Genomic DNA, 18,126 nt, shown 5'->3' with positions numbered 1-18,126 from the left:
TACCCCGCGACGCTAAGCCCGGTCCCGTACACGGGACAACGACGGATTGGCGACACTCCGCTTGCCACCCGCGGCAGACATCGTCCGTTCGTCGTCCTGCTGCCCTCGTCCGACCCGACGACGAGGCACGCACGGACATTGCCGACTCGTCCGATCGGTCGTTCTGACGCCATTCCCGCAGCGATCTCACCTCACCCGACACGCCGCCGTGCACCCTTTTGCGGCATTCCTGCCCAGAAATAACGTAAGTACATCGTCCGTTCGGCTAGATTTTCGGGAGACGATCGGGCTAAGGTGACTCCCGAACGTACTAACAGAACTAACCAAAGCGTCACGTCTATATCCGCGGACGAGGTGCAGGGAGGACCACCATGACCGCGTCAACGATCACCGAATCGGCGACCACCCCGGCAACCACGACCCCGAAGCTCGACCCGCGGGCGCTCACCGACAGCGCCGCCGAGCTGCTGAACGCCATGGCTGCGCTGCCGGCCGGACACCCCTCCCGGGCCGCGCTGCGCGACCGGGCGATCGAGGCCTGGCTGCCACTGGCCAACCACCTCGCCCACCGCTACAGCGGTCGCGGCGAGCCCACCGACGACCTCGCGCAGACCGCCGCCGTCGGCCTCATCAAGGCCATCGACAAGTTCGACCCCTCCCGCGGGGTCGACTTCGCCGGCTACGCGATCCCCACCATCATCGGCGAGCTGAAGCGCCACTTCCGTGACCGGACGTGGGACATCCGGGTACCCCGCCGGCTGCAGGAGCTGCGGCTGGCCATCTCCGACGCCAACAGCTCCCTGCTGCAGACCCTGGGCCGTTCCCCGACGGTCGCCGACATCGCCGCCCACCTCAAGCTCACCGAGGAAGAGGTGCTGGAGGGCCTGGAAGGCGCCCGCGCGTACAACGCGGTGTCGCTGTCCACCCCGACCGGTGACGGCGACCGCGCGACCGAGCTGGGCGACATGCTCGGCGGCGAGGACAGCGAGTTCGAGTTGGCCGAGCTGCGGGTGGCGCTGGGCCCGGCGCTGGCCACGCTCGACGAGCGTGAGCAGAAGATCCTGACGCTGCGGTTCTACGGCAACCTGACGCAGTCGCAGATCGCGGACCAGATCGGCGTCTCGCAGATGCATGTGTCCCGGCTGCTGGCCCGGGCCCTGACGAAGCTGCGGGGGCAGCTCGACGGCACGTACTGAGAGGGGTGGCGATGGGGGCCGGGTCCGACGGACCCGGCCCCCATCGTGTTCGCGTCACCTCAGCGGGCGACGGGCTCCCGCCACATCGGCCAGAACGGCGTACCGTCGGGCAGCCGGAACGGCTCGGCGACCCGGTAGCCGTGCCGCGCGTACAGGTCGCGGCTCGTCTCGCTGCTCGCCTCCAGGTACGCCGGCATGCCGTTGTCGTCCAGCCAGGCGTGATGGTGGCGCAGCAGCGCCGTGCCGACGCCCTGGCCCTGACGGTCGGGACGCACGGCCAGCAACGCCAGATGGTGATGATCGGCATGCGGATGGTTGGCGGCGAACAACTCGTCAAGGTGCACGAAGTTCGGAGTCCACTCCCCGCACGCCGACGCCAGCCGGGCGTCGTAGTCCTCCGGCGGCGGCAGTGGTTCGCCGACCGACGGCAGCCAGACCGCCACCCCGGCCCGATCCTCGGTGCCGAACACCAGACCGTGCCGGATGGCGTGGTCGACGATGATCTCGAAGTTCCCGGCCAGCACCGACTCCCGCTTGGCCTCGTCCGGCACCAGCCAGCGGGGCTGGTCCAGCACCATGAAGGCCTCGGCGATCCGGGCGGCGACCCAGCGGGCGTCGTCCTCGCCGAGCTGACCGATCTCCGACCGCGTCACCGCCGCACCTCCGCCGTCGGCACCGGCTCGGTGACCGGCGGGGGGACCACGACGGCCGCCGCGCTCTCCGCGCCCAGGCCGATCCGGGCGTACGTGTCGGGACGTCGCCGCCGCAGCGACAGGCCCCACAACCCACCCAGCAGCGCCGCCACCGGGTAGGCCAACGGGATCGCCCAGCGCAGCGGCGAGTCCGGCTCCACCCCGAGCAGATTGGCGAAGTTCTGCACCGCCAGCACGATGATCACGACCAGCGCGATCGCGGCGATGCCGGGAGCGATCAACCGCCGCCACAGCGTCTCCTGCTCGCCACTGCGGGCGAAGTACGCGATGATCGCGACCGCGGTGGTGGCGATCAGCAGCAGCACGCCGAAACCACCGCTGGTGCCCAGCCAGAAGAACAACTGCAGGACCGGGTCCCAGCCGTTCACCGCGTACAGGATGATCACCACCAGGCCGAGCGCGCTCTGCGCCAGCGAGGCGGCCCGGGGTGCGCCGGTGGTCGGCGAGGTCCGTCCGAACACCGCAGGCAGCACCCGCTCGCGGCCGAGCGCGAAGGTGTAGCGCGCGGTGGTGTTGTGGAACGAGATCATGGCGGCCAGCACCGAGGTCAGGAAGAGCGCCTGCCCGATCGTCAGCACGGTGTCACCCAGGTGCGCACCGGCCAGGTTGAAGATCAGTTCGACGCTCTGGGTGCCGGCCTCCTCGACGATGCGGTCCGGTCCGACCGCCACCGTCATGCTCCACGAGGAGAGCGCGTAGACCACCGCGATGATCGCCACGGACAGGTAGGTAGCCATCGGCACCGTACGCCTCGGGTCCTTGCTCTCCTCGCTGAAGACCACCGCCGCCTCGAAGCCGACGAAGCCGAGGATCGCCAGCACCAGCACCGCGCCGAGGCCAGGCACGAAGAAGTTCTCCGGCGAGAACGCGGCGAAGCTCACGCTGCCGCCGGCCGGGTTGCCCAGCTGACCGAGGTCGAACACCACGATGATCGCGATCTCGGCGCAGAGCAGCGCCGCCAGCACCATGCCGTTGATGTCCACCCGGAGCAGGCCGAGCATCGCCACCAGCGCCCACGCCACCAGCGCCACGATCCACCACTGCGGCGCGATCCCGAACAGCCGGTCCAGCACCGGTGCGGCCGCCGCGCCGATGGTCCCGTAGAGACCGACCTGGAGGGCGTTGTAGGCGATAAGTGCCACCCAGGCCGTGCCCACCCCGGCCGGACGCCCCAGCCCACGGGCCACGTACGCGTAGAAGGCACCGGCGTTGGCCATCCGACGGGCCATCGCCACGTAGCCGACGGAGAACACGGCGAGGACCGCGGCCACCGCCAGGAAGGCCAGCGGAATGCCGAGCACTCCGATGACCCCGTAGCCGGTGGTGACCACACCGGCGACCACGGTCAGCGGTGCCGCCGCGGAGAGGACGAAGAAGATCACCGAGGGGACACCGAGCCGGCCACGGGCCAGCGCCTCGGAGACGTTGCTCGGTCGTTCGGTTGTCGCTGTCGAGGACATGTACCGCTCCGGTCTGAGGGGAAGGGGGTGTACCGGGTCAGGGAGCGCCGCGCAGCACCGCCGCACCGACGGCGGCCTCGGTGTGCGCCACGAGTTCCTTCAGCGGGGCCGGCAGAGCCGGGATGATCAGGTTGAGCCGGTGGTGGGCGCGCGGACCGGCGCTCCACAGCACCTCGCGAGTGAGGCCGGCGGCGGCGACCAGGCCGAGCAGCGTCGCGTCGGGCACACTTGGCGGCTCGGCGCGCTCAAGCAGCGCCCGCAGCCGGGTGGCCGGCCAGGCCACCACGTTGAGGTCGATCGGCTGGTAGGTGACGGCGGTCCGCAGCAGCCGCCGGCTCTCCTGCCGCCGCAGCACGCCGGCCCGGGACAGCCGATCCCCCACCGAGTTCACCGAGGTCTGGGCGAGGAAGCTGAGCCAGGTCCGCACCGACTGGTGTTGGGCCTCTCCCACCAACTGGTCCAACACGGTGTGCGCCAACGCGTCAGCCGGCGGCCGGCGGTCGATCACGCCCACCTGACCGGCGGACACCGTGATGTGTCCATAGAGGACCAGTTCGCCGAGGAGTCCCCCGGCCAGCCCGAGGCTGGTCGCCGCCGGGTGCAGCTTCGCCTTGCCCCGGGTGTCGTTGTGCGCGATCAGAAAGAACTCGTCGGCGGTGAGCACACGTCCTCCCGAGCCGGCCGTCCACAGTGATCGCTAACCGGGAAAGGATGCACCGAGCGCAACTGCAACGCAACTCCCGTTTTCGGCAGTTGCACTCCGTGGTGATGCGACCTGCGCCTTTTCCCGTGACAGACTCGGAGGGTGACCGCGAGCCCCACCGTCCGACGCCGCCGAATCGCCCGCGAACTGCGCCAGTTGCGGGAACATGCCGGGATGACCCTGGATGTCGCCGCCCGACAGTTGGACATGTCCAAGAGCAACCTGTCGCGCATCGAGAACGCGCAGATCGGCATCAAGCCACGCGACGTCCGAGCCGCCCTCGCGCTGTACCAGGTCACCGGCAACGACGCCGAGGCGCTCATCGAGATCGCCCGGGGCGCCCAGCAACGTGGCTGGTGGCAGCACTACAGCGACGTACTCCCGGAATGGTTCGAGTTCTACGTCGGACTGGAGGCCGAGGCCGCCACCCTGCGCACGTACGAGGCCGAGGCGGTGCCCGGCCTGTTGCAGACCGAGGCGTACGCCCGTGAGGTGTACCGGCTCACCGCCGGCGAGGACGATCTGGACCGCAAGGTGGCTGCCCGGCTACGCCGGCAGGACGTGCTGCGCGGCGACGATCCGGTGGAGCTGTCGGTGGTGCTGAACGAGGCGGTACTGCTACGCCCTGTCAGCGATCGCAGTGTCATGGCGGGGCAGATGACCCACCTGGAGACCATCGCTCAACTACCGAACGTCACCATCCAGGTACTTCCCTTCGACGCCGGCGGACATCCGGCGATGAATTCGCCGTACGTGATCCTCACCTTCGCCGACGCGGCCGACGCGGCCGTCGTCTACCTGGAAAATCTCTCCACGGGCCTGGCACTGGAAGAGGCCGCGCAGGTGCGCTCGTATAGCCTTGTGCACGAGAGGCTGTGCAATCTGGCACTCGATCCAGCGGCGTCCCTGATCCGCCTGAAGGAAGCTTCTCGCTACTTTACGTGACCGCTGTCTCGCGGTCACTGTCGGTATCGACGAAGGGATCGCGATGACCGCGCTCGACCTGTCCCGGGCGGAGTGGCGCACCAGCACGCGCAGTGTGGGCAACGGCAACTGCGTCGAGGTGGCCACCGTCCACGGTGGGGTCGCGGTACGGGACAGCAAGGACCGCCACGGCCCCGTGCTTACCTTCCCGCCATCGGCCTGGAGCGCCTTCGTCGCCAGCGTCCACAGTCGCTGACCACTCGCACACCGCCCACCAGACCCTGCCCCACCCCGCGCTGCCCGGTCCTGCTGCCCCGCCCCGCCCTGCCCCGCTACCCCCGCCCTGCCCCGCCCTGCCCGCTGCCCTGCTGCCCCGCCTCGCTTGCCCTGCGTTGCCCCGCCAGCCGCCCCCGCTCCAGCCCGCCGCGGCCACCCTGCCCCGCCAGGCCCTGCCCGCCAGGCCCTGCCCGCCGGGCCCCCCTGCCCCGGCCGCCGTCCCGCCCAACAGGGCCCGACCGCTGCCCCGCCCGCCAGGCGGGCCCTGCCTGCCGAGTCGCTCTTCCCCGCCAGCTGCCCGCCCGCCAGGCCCTTTCTCCGCCCGGCTTCGCCAGGGCGACCTTGACGCGGGCGGCCTCGGCCCCGTCGGGATCGGTGGTGGCGGCCCTGTCCTGCCAGCCCGGCCCGACCGTCCGCCAGGCCCCGCCGGCCCTACCGCCCATTCGGCCACCCACCCCAGGCGCCGCCGCCCAGGCCAGGTCAGGTCAGGTCAAGTGAGGTCAGGTCAGCTCCGACGATGTCGCGAGCGCGATCGCCATCTCCGGGCAGGTGCCTGAAGCAGCTTGGCCGTCACCATCCGTTACCGAGAGGCACCCACACCACAGCTCACTGTCCGTGACAGTGCCGCCCACCAACCCGTATCCCCTTGCGCGCCCTTTGCTCTGCTTCAACCGACGCAACACCCCCCGAACTGCTCCGATATCAGAGCTAGATCAAAATCCCAGTCGGCCAACCAATGCGGAAAGTAATCGTTGCGTGGGTTGAAGCAGAGCAAAGGGACGGAAGTAGTTATTGGCGAGGTCGGGACGCGACTACCAGACGTGATGGCATTGCCCTAGGTGAGACGCCTGATCGGTCGGGCAGCCCGAGGGCCTGGAACTGGGAACCCGGGTCTTGAGCTAGATCTGGACCGGGGACCGGGTTGCGAGCCACGCCAGGGCCAGGCTCCGGGGCCAGGGGCCGAGCGGCAGGCTCTGGGGCCAAGGGTTGAGCGCCGGGGCTGGCGGACAGGGCCGAGTGCCGGGGCCAAGGGCTGAGCGCCCGGCCGGCGGCCAGGCCGGGGCCGAGGGGCCGGGGGCCCGGGGGACGAGGGGCCGGGGGGCCCGGGGGACGAGGGGCCGGGGGCCCGGGGGCCCGGGGGCCCGGGGGACGAGGGGCCGGGGGCCTGGAGTCGGTCGGTGTTCGGCTGGGCTGCGGGGGTGGTGCGAGACTGGGCCGTGCTCTCCGACGTGCCTATCGACCTGCCGGTCCGGCCGGTGCTGCCGACGCTGGTGGCGGCGCTGGGCTCGGCCGGTAGTGCGGTCCTGGTCGCGCCGCCGGGCACCGGTAAGACCACCCTCGCCCCGCTCGCCGTGGCCGACGCGGTGGCCGGGCGGGTGATTGTCGCCCAGCCCCGCCGGGTGGCCGCCCGTGCCGCTGCCCGACGGATGGCGGCCCTGCTCGGTGAGCCGGTCGGTGGTCGGGTCGGCTACGCGGTTCGGGGTGAGCGGCGGGCCGGACCTCGTACCCGGGTGGAGGTGGTGACCACCGGCCTGCTGGTTCGCCGGCTGCACCACGACCCGGAGTTGGCCGGCGTCGACGCGGTGCTGCTCGACGAGATCCACGAGCGCCACCTCGACGCCGATCTGGCGCTGGCCTTCACTGTGGAGTCCCGGGCGGCGCTGCGGCCGGAGTTGTGGTTGCTGGCCATGTCGGCGACCCCGGAGGCGGACCGCTTCGCCACCCTGATCGGCGGCACGGTGCCGGCGCCGGTGGTACGGGCGTCGTCGGCGCTGCATCCGGTGACCCGGATCTGGGCACCACCGCCGCGATCTGTGCCACCGCCCGGCGCGGGGCCGGTGGACCGGGGACTGCTCGACCATGTCGCGTCCACCGTCCGCCGTGCCCTGCGTGAGCAGGAGGGTGACCTGCTGGTCTTCCTGCCGGGCGTGGGCGAGATCGCCGCCGTCGCCGGCCGACTGGCCGAACTGCGCGACAGTGTCGACGTGCTACGCCTGCACGGTCGCCAGAGCGGTGCCGAACAGGACGCCGCGCTGCGGGCGGGAGGGCGGCGGCGGGTGGTGCTGGCCACGGCGGTGGCGGAGAGCAGCCTGACCGTGCCGGGCGTACGGACGGTGGTGGACGCGGGCCTGTCCCGGGTGGCTCGGCTGGATCTGGCCCGAGGGCTGGGCGCGCTGGTCACCGTGCCGGTGTCCCGTGCGGCGGCGACCCAACGAGCGGGCCGCGCCGGTCGGGAGGCGCCCGGCCAGGTGTACCGCTGCTGGTCGTCGGGGGTGCACGAGCGGTTGCCCGCGCAGCCGGAACCGGAGATCGCCACGGCCGACCTGACCGGCTTCGCCCTCGAACTCGCCGCCTGGGGTGCCCCCGGTGGGACCGGGCTCGCACTGCCTGATCCGCCTCCGGCGGCGGCGATGACTGTGGCGTCCGAGACGCTCACCGCTCTCGGCGCGCTCGGCGCGGACGGGCGGATCACCGAGCGGGGCCGCGCCGTTGTCGCCGCCGGAGCACATCCTCGACTCGCTCGGGCACTGCTCGACGGGGCCGACCGGGTGGGTGCCGACCGAGCCGCGCAGGTGGTGGCGCTGCTCGCCGAGTCGACAGTTGTCGGATCCGGCGACGACCTCGGCGCCGCCTGGCGTCGGCTGCGGGCCGGCACCGACCCGGGCGCCACGGCCCGCTGGCGTGCCGAGGTACGCCGGCTGCGCGCCGCCCTCCCACCCGCCGAGTCGGGCCGGCTACCGAACCCCGACCGCCCGGGGGAACCGGACGGACGGCCGAAGCCAGGCCCGGTGCCGGACGAACGCCAAACACCGGACAGGCGCCAGACGCCGGACGGACGCCAAACACCGGACCGACGCGAGACGCCGGACGGACGCCAAACACCGGACGGACGCGAGACGCCGGACGGACGCGAGACGCCGGACGGACGCGAGACGCCGGACGGACGCGAGACGCCGGACGGACGGACGACTAGGCCTGGGACCAGGGAACCTGACGGGCGGCGTGGGCATCGGCCGGTTGGCGATCAGCGGGAGTGGTTGCCCGATGACCTCGCGGCCGGGCTGCTGGTCGGGTTGGCTTACCCGGAACGGCTGGCCCGGGTGCGGCGGCCGGGCGGTTCGGCGTACCTGATGAGTGGCGGGACCGCGGCGGAGCTGGCGCCCGGCTCGGGGCTGGCGGGCGTCGAATGGTTGGCGGTCGCGGTGGCCGACCGTGCTCCCGGCACACCGGCCGCCCGGATCCGGCTCGCCGCCGTCCTCGACGAGGTGACCGCCCGCGAGGTGGCCGGCTCGCTGCTGCGCAGCGAGCGGGAGGTCGGCTGGTCGGGTGGGGACGTGGTGGCCAGGGAGGTGCTCCGGTTGGGTGCCATCGGGCTGGTCGACCGTCCGCTGGCTCGTCCCGACCGGGACGAGGTGATCGCCGCCCTGCTGACCGGACTGCGCGACACCGGCCTCGACCTGCTGACCTGGACGCCGGCGGCCAGGGCGCTGCGTGAGCGGCTGGCGTTCTGCCGGTACGCGCTCGGCGACGACTGGCCCGACGTCTCCGACGAGGCGCTGCTGGCCGACGCGCCGCACTGGCTCGGGCCGGAGTTGGCCAACGCCCGACGCCGGGCCGACCTGGCCCGCGTCGACGTGGTGGGGGCGCTACGCCGGCTGCTGCCCTGGCCGCTGGCCGGGCGGCTGGACGAGTTGGCGCCGGAACGGATCGCGGTGCCCAGCGGTTCGCGGATCCGGGTCGACTACGCCGATCCGGCCGCGCCGGTCCTCGCGGTCCGGCTTCAGGAGACCTTCGGGTGGCCGGAGGCGCCTCGGGTGGGTGGCGGTCGGGTGCCGGTGCTGCTGCACCTGCTCTCCCCGGCCGGCCGGCCGGTGGCGGTCACCGCCGACCTCGCCTCGTTCTGGCACTCCGGCTACCGCCAGGTCCGCGCCGAGTTGCGCGGGCGCTACCCACGCCACCCCTGGCCCGAGGACCCCACCACGGCAACCCCGACCCGGCACAGCGGGCGCCGGCGGTGACCGGTGCGGTGGGCAGGCACCACCGCGCCACCGCCGAGCTGACCCGCCTCGCCGCGCTGGCGAAGCGGCCGGCAAGCGTACCCGCCGGTCAAGCTTCGTCGACCACGTCCGCGATGACGACTGTGATGTTGTCCGGTCCACCGGCCTGCAACGCCAGGTTGATGAGCCTGCGCGCGCAGGCGTCCCGGTCCGGCTGGCCGGCCATCGCCTCGGCCAGGGTCTCGGCGCGTACGACGTTTGACAGCCCGTCGCTGCACAGCAGCCAGCGGTCGCCGGCCCGGGGCACCATCGTCGCGTACGTCGGGGAGACCTCGTCGCCCTGCAACGCCTGGGTCACCACGGCCCGGCGGGGATGGCTGCCGGCCTGGTCCGGAGTGATCAGCCCCTGGTCGACGAGCATCTGCACGAAGGTGTCGTCCCGGGTGATCTGCTTGAGCACACCGTCGCGGAACAGGTAGGCCCGGGAGTCACCCACGTGGGCCAGGGCCAGGCAGCTACCGGTACGCGCGAAGAGCAGCGCGGTGAGCGTGGTGCCCATGCCCTGCCGCTGGGGATCCTCGGCGACCGCCTGTCGGATCCGCTCGGTGGCCAACTGGATGCCGTTCTGGAGCGCGGCGACCAGCACGTCCTCCGGCGTCTCCACGTCCAGCGGGGCCACCGCCCCGATGGCGATGGCGCTGGCCAGGTCCCCGGCGGCCATGCCGCCCATGCCGTCGGCGACGGCGACCAGCCAGGTGCCGGAGTGCAACGCGTCCTGGTTTCCGCTGCGGATCAGCCCACGGTCGCTCGTCCCGGCGGAACGCAGCTTCAGGGTCATGGCACGCAGCCTGCCAGGAGTAGGGCTCGGTTGTCTCTAGGAGATCAGGACCGCCCGGCGTGGCGCGGTGAATCTCACTGACGGTGAACGTGAATTCCCATCGGATGCGATCGATTGACATGTCCTGCGCGTCCTGGAAACATGCCCGATACCTGGGAGCGCTCCCAGGTCCGTACCCCCACTTCGCCAGTTCCGTCCCGCTCGTCGGAAGGACTCCCCCGTGACGCCATCCCGACGTCGTCTCGCGGTGCTCGCCGCAGCGACCGCCGTGGCGCTGGTCGGCGTTAGCGCCGGCACCGCTTTCGCCGATCCACCCGCCGACGCACCTGAACAGATCCGCAACGGTGACTTCAGCGAGGGCTCGTCGCCCTGGTTCTCCTACGGCACCAACTCCCTTGGCGTGGTCGACGGCCAGCTCTGCGCCTCCGTGGCCGGTGGCCTGGCCAACCCCTGGGACGCCGGCATCGGCCACGACGCGCTTCCGCTGATCGCCGGCGCCGAGTACACCCTCGGTTTCGACGTCACCTCCACCCCCGGTGGCCCGGTGGCCGCCGTGCTGCAACTCGGCAGCGAGCCCTACACCGGCTACTACTCGGTCAACGTCGCCGCGACACCGACCCAGCAGCGCGTCGAGCGCACCTTCGTCGCCCCGACCGACGACAGTCGCGCCCAGCTGATCTTCCAGATCGGCGGTAGCGCCGAGCCGCGGACCGTCTGCCTGGACAACATCTCGCTGCGCGGCGGCAACCCGCCCGAGCCGTACGTGCCGGACACCGGCCCGAGGGTCCGGGTGAACCAGGTCGGCTACCTGCCCGGCGGACCGAAGAACGCCACAGTGGTCACCGAGGCGACCGAGGCACTGCCGTGGAAGCTGCACGCCGCCTCCGGTGCGGTGCTGGCCAGCGGCACCACCACTCCCCGCGGGGTCGACCAGGCCTCGGCGCAGAACGTGCATTCGGTGGACTTCTCGTCGTACCGCACCCCGGGTCGGGGGCTGACGCTGGCCGTGGACGGCGAGGTCAGTCACCCGTTCGACATCTCCGGCACGCTCTACGACCAGCTCCGCTCGGACGCGTTGCAGTTCTTCTACATCCAGCGCAGCGGCATCGAGATCGACGGTGACCTGGTCGGCGAGGAGTACGCCCGCCCCGCCGGTCACCTGGGCGTCGCCCCGAACCAGGGTGACACCGACGTGCCCTGCGTCGCCGGGACCTGCGACTACCGCCTCGACGTGCGGGGCGGCTGGTACGACGCGGGTGACCACGGCAAGTACGTGGTCAACGGCGGTATCGCCACCTACCAGCTGCTGAGCATCTTCGAGCGGACCAAGAACGCCGCCACGGCCGGATTCGGCGCCGACCTCGGCGACGGGACGCTGCGGCTGCCCGAGCGGGACAACGGGGTGCCGGACATCCTCGACGAGGCCCGCTGGGAGCTGGAGTTCCTGCTGCGGATGCAGGTGCCGGCCGGCAAGCCGTTGGCCGGAATGGCCCACCACAAGATCCACGACCGGAACTGGACCGGCCTGCCGATGCAGCCCGAGGACGACCCGGAGCCGCGCGAGCTGCACCCGCCGTCCACCGCCGCCACGCTGAACCTGGCGGCCGTGGCCGCCCAGTGCGCCCGGCTGTTCGCCCCGTACGACAAGGAGTTCGCGCAGCGCTGCGGTAAGGCGGCGAAGACCGCGTACGCGGCAGCCAAGGCCAACCCGGCCCGGTACGCTCCGTCGACCGGCAACGGCGGTGGCCCGTACGACGACACAAACGTCACCGACGAGTTCTACTGGGCGGCCGCCGAGCTGTACCTGACCACCGGCGAGCGCACCTACCTGACCGACCTGACCGCCTCGCCGCACCACACCGGTGACGTCTTCGACGCCCGTGGCTTCGGCTGGCAGAGCGTGGCCGCGCTGGGCCGCCTCGACCTGGCGACCGTGCCGAACGGGCTGCCGGCCGCCGAGCTGACCCGGATCCGCGCGTCGGTCACCGCCGCCGCCGACGGCTACCTCGCCGAGATCCGCCGGCAGGCGTACGGGCTGCCCATGCCCGGCGACCCGGACAGCTACTTCTGGGGCGGCAACGGCGCCATCATCAACAACGCCGTCGTGCTGGCCACCGCGTTCGACCTGACCGGAGCGGCGAAGTACCGCGACGGCGCGATGCAGACGATGGACTACATCCTCGGGCGCAACGCGCTGAACATCTCGTACGTCACCGGGTGGGGCGAGCACGCGGCGGAGAACCAGCACAGCCGGATCTTCGGCTTCCAGCTCGACCCGAGCATGCCGAAGCCGCCGGCCGGCTCGATCGCCGGTGGACCGAACGCCGCCCTCCAGGACCCGTTCGTGGAGCAGTTGCTCGAGGGCTGCGCGCCGATGTTCTGCTTCGTCGACGACATCGCCTCGTACTCCACGAACGAGGTGGCGATCAACTGGAACTCGGCGCTGGCCTGGATCGCCTCGTTCCTGGCCGACCAGGGCGACGCCGGTGCGGTGCCGGCACCCACCTGCTCGGTGTCGTACACCAACTACGGCTCGTGGCAGGGCGGCACCGGCTTCACCGCCCAGGTGAACATCCGCAACACCGGCACTGCCACGGTGAACGGCTGGACCGCCCGGTTCGCGTTCACCGGTGACGCCAAGGTGCGCGACGCGTGGATGGCCAACGTGACGCAGTCCGGGGCAACGGTGACCGCGAAGAGCGAGTCGTACAACTCGCGGATCAACCCGGGCGGATCGGTGATGTTCGGTTTCAACGCCACCACCGGTGGCGGTGCCAACCCCGCCCCCAACCTGATCACGGTCAACGGCGCGCCCTGCACCGTGTCCTGATCCCCGGGTGGGGTGCCGTCGGCGACCGGCGCCCCACCCGGCCCCCAACCCACGTTCTGGTCCGGATCCGTCAGGGATCCGGACCAGAACTTTGTGATCGTCGGGTGGTGGCCGGGCCGGCGGCGTGCGGGAGGATGGGATGGTGGGTGATCTCGACGGGGTGCTGGTGCTGCGCAGCGGTGGGGCGGCGGACGCGGCGACGGTGCTGCGGCTGCTCGATGACGCGACGGCCTGGCTGGTGCGGCAGGGTCGGACCGGGCAGTGGGGCGCTCAGCCCGCCTCAACGGATCCCCGCCGGGTCGCCCAGGCCGACGCGTGGGCCACCGGCGGCGGGCTGTGGCTGGCCGAGGTGGACGGACGTCCGGCCGGTGCGCTGGTGGTGGGGACCGCCACCGAGTACGTGCCGCCCGCGACCGAACCCGAGCTGTACGTCAACCTGCTGGTCACCGACCGGGCGTACGCCGGGCGGGGAATCGGTGGGCGGCTGCTGGCGCACGCCGCGGACCTGGCCCGGGAACGCGGGGTCGGGCTGCTGCGGGTGGACTGCTACGCCGGCGACGACGGTGCGCTTGTGCGCTGGTACGAACGCCAGGGCTTCACCCCCACCGACCCCTTCACCGTGTCCCGCCCCAACCGTCCCCCCTGGCCCGGCCAAATCCTCACCCGCCCCATCCACCCCAACCCCAACCCCCCACCCCGCTCGCGTTGATCATGAGGTTAGCGGCGATTGTCGATCTTCAAAGTGCCGCTGACCTCATGATCAACGCGAGCCTTCCGGGGCGGTCGGTGGGTGGGTGGGTGGGGTGTCAGGGGCGAAGTTTGGGGAGGACCTGGTCGCCGAAGGCGTCCAGGAAGGGGCGCTGGTCCTGGCCGACGTGGTGCAGTGCGATCTGGTCGAAGCCGAGGTCGACGTACTCCTCCAGCCAGCCCACGTGCCGGCCCAGGTCCGCGGAGATGTTCACCACCTCCGCGAGCCGGGTCATCGGCACCTCGGCGGAGACCACGTCGAAGTGCTCCGGGGTGGCCAGGTCCCAGCAGACCGGCGGGGCGAAGACGTTGCTGCGCCACTGGTCGTAGGCGATCGCCTCGGCCTCGGCCTGGGCGGGCGCCCAGCTCAGGTGCACCTGTAGGTGCACCGGTCCCCGACCCCCCGCCTCCCGGTAGGCGTCGATCATGCGGCGCAGGTGGTCGGTCGGCGCGTTCACCGTGATCAGACCGTCCGCCCACTCAGCGCACCAGCGGGCGGTGGCGACGCTGACGGCGGCGCCGACAAGTGCGGGCGGCTGCTCCGGGCGGCTCCACAGCTTCGCCCGGTCGACCCGGACCAGACCGTCGTGGCTGACCTCCTCGCCGGCGAGCAGGGCGCGGATGACGTCCACGCACTCGCGCAGCCGGGCGTTGCGTACGTCCTTGCGCGGCCACACGTCGCCGGTGATGTGCTCGTTGGCGGCCTCACCGGAGCCCAGGGCCGCCCAGAACCGGCCCGGGTACATGGCGGCGAGGGTGCCGATCGCCTGCGCGATGATCGCCGGGTGGTAGCGCTGCCCGGGCGCGTTCACCACCCCGAACGACAGGCCGGTGGCCTGCAACGCCGAGCCGAGCCAGGACCAGGCGAATCCGGAGTGTCCCTGACGCTCACTCCAGGGTGCGAAGTGGTCCGAGCACATGGCGGCGTCGAAGCCGACGTGCTCGGCATGGACCACCGCCTTCAGCAGCTCACCCGGGTGGATCTGCTCGTGGGAAGCGTGAAACGCGATCGCCGTCATGCCGCGCTTCACTACCCATCCGGGCGTCGTCGTAAGCAGCAGCTACTCGGAGTGGGCGCCGGCGCCGACGGTGGCCGCGCCCTCCCCCACCCAGACCGTCTTGACGTTGCAGAACTCGTGCATGCCCTGGGCGGAGAGTTCCCGGCCGTAGCCGGAGTTCTTCACGCCCCCGAAGGGCAGTTCGGGGTAGGACGTCGTCATCCCGTTGATGAAGACGGCCCCGGCCTCCAGGTCGGTGGCGAACCGCTGCTGCTCCTGCGGGTCGCGGGTCCAGGCGTTCGAGCCGAGCCCGAAGCTGGTGCCGTTGGCCAACTCGATCGCCTCCTCGTACGACGAGGCCCGGTACAACCCGGCGACCGGCCCGAACACCTCCTCGGCCCACATCCGCATGCCCGGGTTCAGGTCCGTCACCACCGTCGGTGGGTAGAACCAGCCCGCCCCGGCCGGCTTCTCCCCGCCGCAGAGCACCGTGGCTCCCTTGTCGACGGCGTCGCGGACCTGCGCGTCGACCTCGTCGCGGCCCCGCTCGGAGGCCAGCGGGCCGACGTCGGTGCCGTCGTCCATCGGGTCGCCCACCCGCAGCGCCGACATGTGGTGCGCGAACGCCTCAGCGAAGGCGTCGTAGACGTCGGCGTGCACGATGAAGCGCTTGGCCGCGATGCAGGACTGGCCGTTGTTCTGGCAGCGGGCGGTGGTCGCCACCTGCGCGGCCAGCGCCACATCGGCGGAGGGCATCACCACGAACGGGTCGCTGCCGCCCAGTTCCAGCACCGTCTTCTTCAGCTCCCGGCCGGCGATCTGGGCGATCGACCGGCCGGCGACCTCACTGCCGGTCAGGGTGGCCGCGCGTACCCGGGGATCGCTCAGGATCCGGTCCACCGCCTCGGAGCCGACCAGCAGGGTGGTGAACGCGCCCTCGGGGAAGCCGGCCCGCCGGAACAGGTCCTCCAGCAGCAGTGCGGTCTGCGGCACGTTCGAGGCGTGCTTGAGCAGGCCGGTGTTGCCGGCCATCAGGGCCGGCGCGGCGAAGCGCATGACCTGCCAGAGGGGGAAGTTCCACGGCATCACCGCCAGTACCGGCCCGATCGGCTGGTAGCGGACGAACGCCCGGGTCGCCGAGACCGCCGCGGCGTCGGCCGGCTCGTCGGCGAGGAACTCCGCCGCCCGGCTGGCGTAGAAGCGGCAGGCGGCGGCGCACTTGGTGACCTCGGCCTTGGCGGCGGCGAGCGTCTTGCCCATCTCGGTGGTCATCAGCCGGGCGATCTCGTCGCGCTCCGCCTCCAGCAGGTCGGCCGCCGCGTTCAGCCACCGCCCGCGCTGCTCGATCGTGGTGCCGCGCAGCTGCCGGTACGCCAGGTCGGTCCGTTCGATCGCGCCGTCGATCTGCTCGTCGGACATCGCCTCGTACGTCTTGAGCACCTGGCCGTTCACCGGATTGGTGGTGGCGATGGTCATCAGGGCTACTCCCGTCACTCGAAAAGCGAGTGCCGCGCGCCGGGCTCCTCCCGACGGCGGGCGGCGCGACGACGTTGAATGATGATCAGGTCGACGACGGCAACCACCGCGAAGACGGCGCAGACGACACCCAACCAGGCCACGTCGGCACGGAACGCCAGCACCGCAAAAACGATCATGGTGACGAGCCCGAAGCTGGCCAGCGCCAGTCGCAGGTTCAGTGCGCTGTACGCGTGACCGACCGTGCCACGGGCACGCCGAGGCTGTGATCTCGTCATCACCTCCACCTACCCCGCGCCGCCGGAGCTAACCGTCGCCCGGGGATCCGGTACCGGCCGCTCAGGAACGCCAGGCGCCACGGGCGGCCGCATCGGCGGCGTACCCGGCGAAGCTCTTCGGGTCGTGGCCGGTGACCTGCCGGACCGTCCCGGTCGGCTGGCCGTCACCCAGGTCGCGAAGCGCCCCGAACGCGGCGATCTCGCCCGCCACCTGCTCGGCCGGCACACCCAGCGCGAGCATCACCGCCCGGTAGTCGTCGGCCGTACCGAGATGACGCACCGGCCGACCGACGCATTCGGTGAGGATCTCCGCGGCCTCGCCGAAGGAGAGCGCGTCCGGGCCGGTGATCTCGTACGTCCGGCCGGCGTGTCCGGCACCGGTGAGGGCGGCGACCGCGACGTCTGCGATGTCGTCGGCGTCGACGAAGCACTGGCGGGCGTCGCCCACCGGCATGGCGATCTCCCCGGCGAGCACTCCGTCCCGGAAGAAACCCTCGTCGAAGTTCTGGTCGAACCAGTCGGGGCGCAGGATCGTCCACTGCGCGCCGCAGGCACGTACCGTCTCCTCCGCGGCCATCAGCCGCTCGTCACCCATCGCCTCGATCGCCCGGCTGGAGAGCAGCACCACCCGGCCCACCCCGTGCTCCACCGCCAGCCGGACGAAATCGGATTCGACCGGTCGATCGTGGGGAGCCATCAGATACATCGTGGTGACCCCGGCGAGGGACGTCCGCCAGGAACTCGGATCGGTCCAGTCGAAGCGCGACTCTCCGGATCGGGACGCGGACCGGACCGGGTGACCGGCGTCCCGCAACCGGCGGACCACGCGCCGACCGGTCGTACCGGTGGCGCCGAGCACGAGAATCATGTCCTGGTTCGTCATCCGCCCAGTCGAACAGCCGCCTGTGACAAAGGCCGACCGGCCATCAGGGCCACCCGACACCAAACGATGCGGAACAGCCACGCGGTGCGGAACAGCCACGCCGGGCGCAACAGCCCGCCCGGGGCGGAACAGCCGTGCGTTGCGTTACACCGGCCCGGCGTGACCCGGCCTTTCCGGGCATCGGCGGGGAACATGGACCCATGACCGTGAGCCATGCCGAGCCGGTGACCGTCGCCGTCGCCCGACGCGCCGACCCCGCCCGTACCGACGAGATGGTGGCGTGGATGCGGGCCGGCACGGCGCTGGCCGAGGCGTTCCCGGGTTTCCTGGGCGCGGGCTGGGTGCGCCGCGCCCCCGGATCCGGCGACTGGCACATGCTCTACCGGTTCGCCGACCCGGACACCCTGCGCCGCTGGGAGGAATCGCCGCAGCGACACTGGTGGCTGACGTCGGCGCAGGGCATCGTCGAGCACACCCACGTCGAGCGGCGGACCGGCATCGAGGGCTGGTTCGACCCGCCGCGCGCGGCGGACATCGAGCCGCTCGACGCCGAACCGACAGTGCCGCCGTCGCCGCCGCGCTGGAAGCAGGCGGTGACGATCTGGCTGGCGTTCTTCCCGCTCAGCTTGACCGCCACGCTGCTGACCGGTCAGTTCCTGCCGGGCCTGCCGACAGCGGCGCGGGTACTTGTCATGACGCTCACCCTGACCCCGCTGATGACCTACCTGGTGCTGCCCCGGATCACCCGGGCGCTGCACTGGTGGCTGCACGGCCAGCGGGCACCCTGGCACCGGTAGCGAAGCGGC

At 71.8% G+C, this 18,126-nt stretch carries 14 protein-coding genes and 1 pseudogene; 7 read left to right on the top strand and 8 right to left on the bottom strand.

Going from position 1 to position 18,126, the window contains the following annotated elements:
* The first annotated feature begins 371 nt into the window (after positions 1-371).
* Positions 372-1,196: a SigB/SigF/SigG family RNA polymerase sigma factor gene (locus AB0I71_RS26390; protein WP_357589003.1), complete on the top strand. Its 825-nt coding sequence runs from the start codon at positions 372-374 to the stop codon at positions 1,194-1,196.
* A 59-nt stretch (positions 1,197-1,255) separates the two neighbouring features.
* On the opposite strand, the gene AB0I71_RS26385 is transcribed toward AB0I71_RS26390, so the two are convergent.
* Genes AB0I71_RS26385 through AB0I71_RS26375 form a run of 3 tightly spaced genes read right to left on the bottom strand, consistent with a single transcriptional unit; the run spans position 1,256 to position 4,033 of the window.
* Positions 1,256-1,849 (bottom strand): GNAT family N-acetyltransferase, encoded by a 594-nt coding sequence (locus tag AB0I71_RS26385; RefSeq protein ID WP_357589001.1) that lies wholly within the window; start codon positions 1,847-1,849, stop codon positions 1,256-1,258.
* Positions 1,846-3,369, bottom strand: a complete 1,524-nt coding sequence (locus tag AB0I71_RS26380; RefSeq protein ID WP_357588999.1) for an APC family permease — start codon at positions 3,367-3,369, stop codon at positions 1,846-1,848. The genes AB0I71_RS26385 and AB0I71_RS26380 overlap by 4 nt, the downstream gene beginning before the upstream one ends.
* Positions 3,370-3,406: 37 nt before the next feature.
* Entirely contained in the window at positions 3,407-4,033 is a 627-nt protein-coding gene (locus tag AB0I71_RS26375) for a GPP34 family phosphoprotein (protein ID WP_357588997.1), read from the bottom strand.
* A gap of 141 nt (positions 4,034-4,174) precedes the next feature.
* Between AB0I71_RS26375 and AB0I71_RS26370 the strand changes: the two genes are divergently transcribed.
* The 3 genes and pseudogenes from AB0I71_RS26370 to AB0I71_RS26360 all read left to right on the top strand — a co-directional run.
* A complete protein-coding gene (locus tag AB0I71_RS26370; protein ID WP_357588995.1) occupies positions 4,175-5,017 on the top strand; it encodes a helix-turn-helix transcriptional regulator in 843 nt (280 codons plus the stop codon).
* Between the two features lie 43 nt (positions 5,018-5,060).
* Positions 5,061-5,252 carry a DUF397 domain-containing protein gene (locus AB0I71_RS26365; RefSeq protein WP_357588993.1) on the top strand — a complete coding sequence of 64 codons (192 nt, stop codon included), beginning with the start codon at positions 5,061-5,063 and terminating at the stop codon, positions 5,250-5,252.
* A 1,312-nt stretch (positions 5,253-6,564) separates the two neighbouring features.
* Positions 6,565-9,291, top strand: a pseudogene (locus tag AB0I71_RS26360) (ATP-dependent helicase C-terminal domain-containing protein); the annotation flags it as partial.
* An 88-nt stretch (positions 9,292-9,379) separates the two neighbouring features.
* Here the strand turns inward: AB0I71_RS26360 and AB0I71_RS26355 are convergent.
* Positions 9,380-10,108, bottom strand: a complete 729-nt coding sequence (locus AB0I71_RS26355; protein ID WP_357588991.1) for a protein phosphatase 2C domain-containing protein — start codon at positions 10,106-10,108, stop codon at positions 9,380-9,382.
* Positions 10,109-10,328: 220 nt separating this feature from the next.
* Between AB0I71_RS26355 and AB0I71_RS26350 the strand changes: the two genes are divergently transcribed.
* Positions 10,329-12,938: a glycoside hydrolase family 9 protein gene (locus AB0I71_RS26350; RefSeq protein ID WP_357588989.1), complete on the top strand. Its 2,610-nt coding sequence runs from the start codon at positions 10,329-10,331 to the stop codon at positions 12,936-12,938.
* Between the two features lie 142 nt (positions 12,939-13,080).
* A complete protein-coding gene (locus tag AB0I71_RS26345; RefSeq protein ID WP_357588987.1) occupies positions 13,081-13,647 on the top strand; it encodes a GNAT family N-acetyltransferase in 567 nt (188 codons plus the stop codon).
* Between the two features lie 97 nt (positions 13,648-13,744).
* Here the strand turns inward: AB0I71_RS26345 and AB0I71_RS26340 are convergent, their stop codons facing one another.
* The 4 genes from AB0I71_RS26340 to AB0I71_RS26325 form a co-directional block, all read right to left on the bottom strand.
* On the bottom strand, positions 13,745-14,704 hold the full coding sequence (locus tag AB0I71_RS26340; RefSeq protein ID WP_357588985.1) for a TIGR03885 family FMN-dependent LLM class oxidoreductase: 960 nt from the start codon (positions 14,702-14,704) through the stop codon (positions 13,745-13,747).
* Positions 14,705-14,746: 42 nt separating this feature from the next.
* Positions 14,747-16,159 (bottom strand): NADP-dependent succinic semialdehyde dehydrogenase, encoded by a 1,413-nt coding sequence (locus AB0I71_RS26335; RefSeq protein WP_357588983.1) that lies wholly within the window; start codon positions 16,157-16,159, stop codon positions 14,747-14,749.
* 14 nt (positions 16,160-16,173) lie between these two features.
* Positions 16,174-16,437, bottom strand: a complete 264-nt coding sequence (locus AB0I71_RS26330; protein WP_357588981.1) for a DUF6343 family protein — start codon at positions 16,435-16,437, stop codon at positions 16,174-16,176.
* A 61-nt stretch (positions 16,438-16,498) separates the two neighbouring features.
* The gene (locus AB0I71_RS26325; protein ID WP_357588979.1) at positions 16,499-17,320 is read right to left on the bottom strand and encodes an NAD(P)H-binding protein; all 822 of its coding nucleotides are present in this window, start codon (positions 17,318-17,320) and stop codon (positions 16,499-16,501) included.
* 200 nt (positions 17,321-17,520) lie between these two features.
* Between AB0I71_RS26325 and AB0I71_RS26320 the strand changes: the two genes are divergently transcribed.
* Positions 17,521-18,117 (top strand): antibiotic biosynthesis monooxygenase, encoded by a 597-nt coding sequence (locus AB0I71_RS26320; protein ID WP_357588977.1) that lies wholly within the window; start codon positions 17,521-17,523, stop codon positions 18,115-18,117.
* Positions 18,118-18,126 lie beyond the last annotated feature (9 nt).

This window comes from Micromonospora sp. NPDC049891 (assembly GCF_040660295.1).
Taxonomy (GTDB): Bacteria; Actinomycetota; Actinomycetes; order Mycobacteriales; family Micromonosporaceae; genus Micromonospora.
The sequence above is the reverse complement of the archived record's forward strand: the minus strand, read 5'-3'. Positions and strand labels throughout refer to the sequence as shown.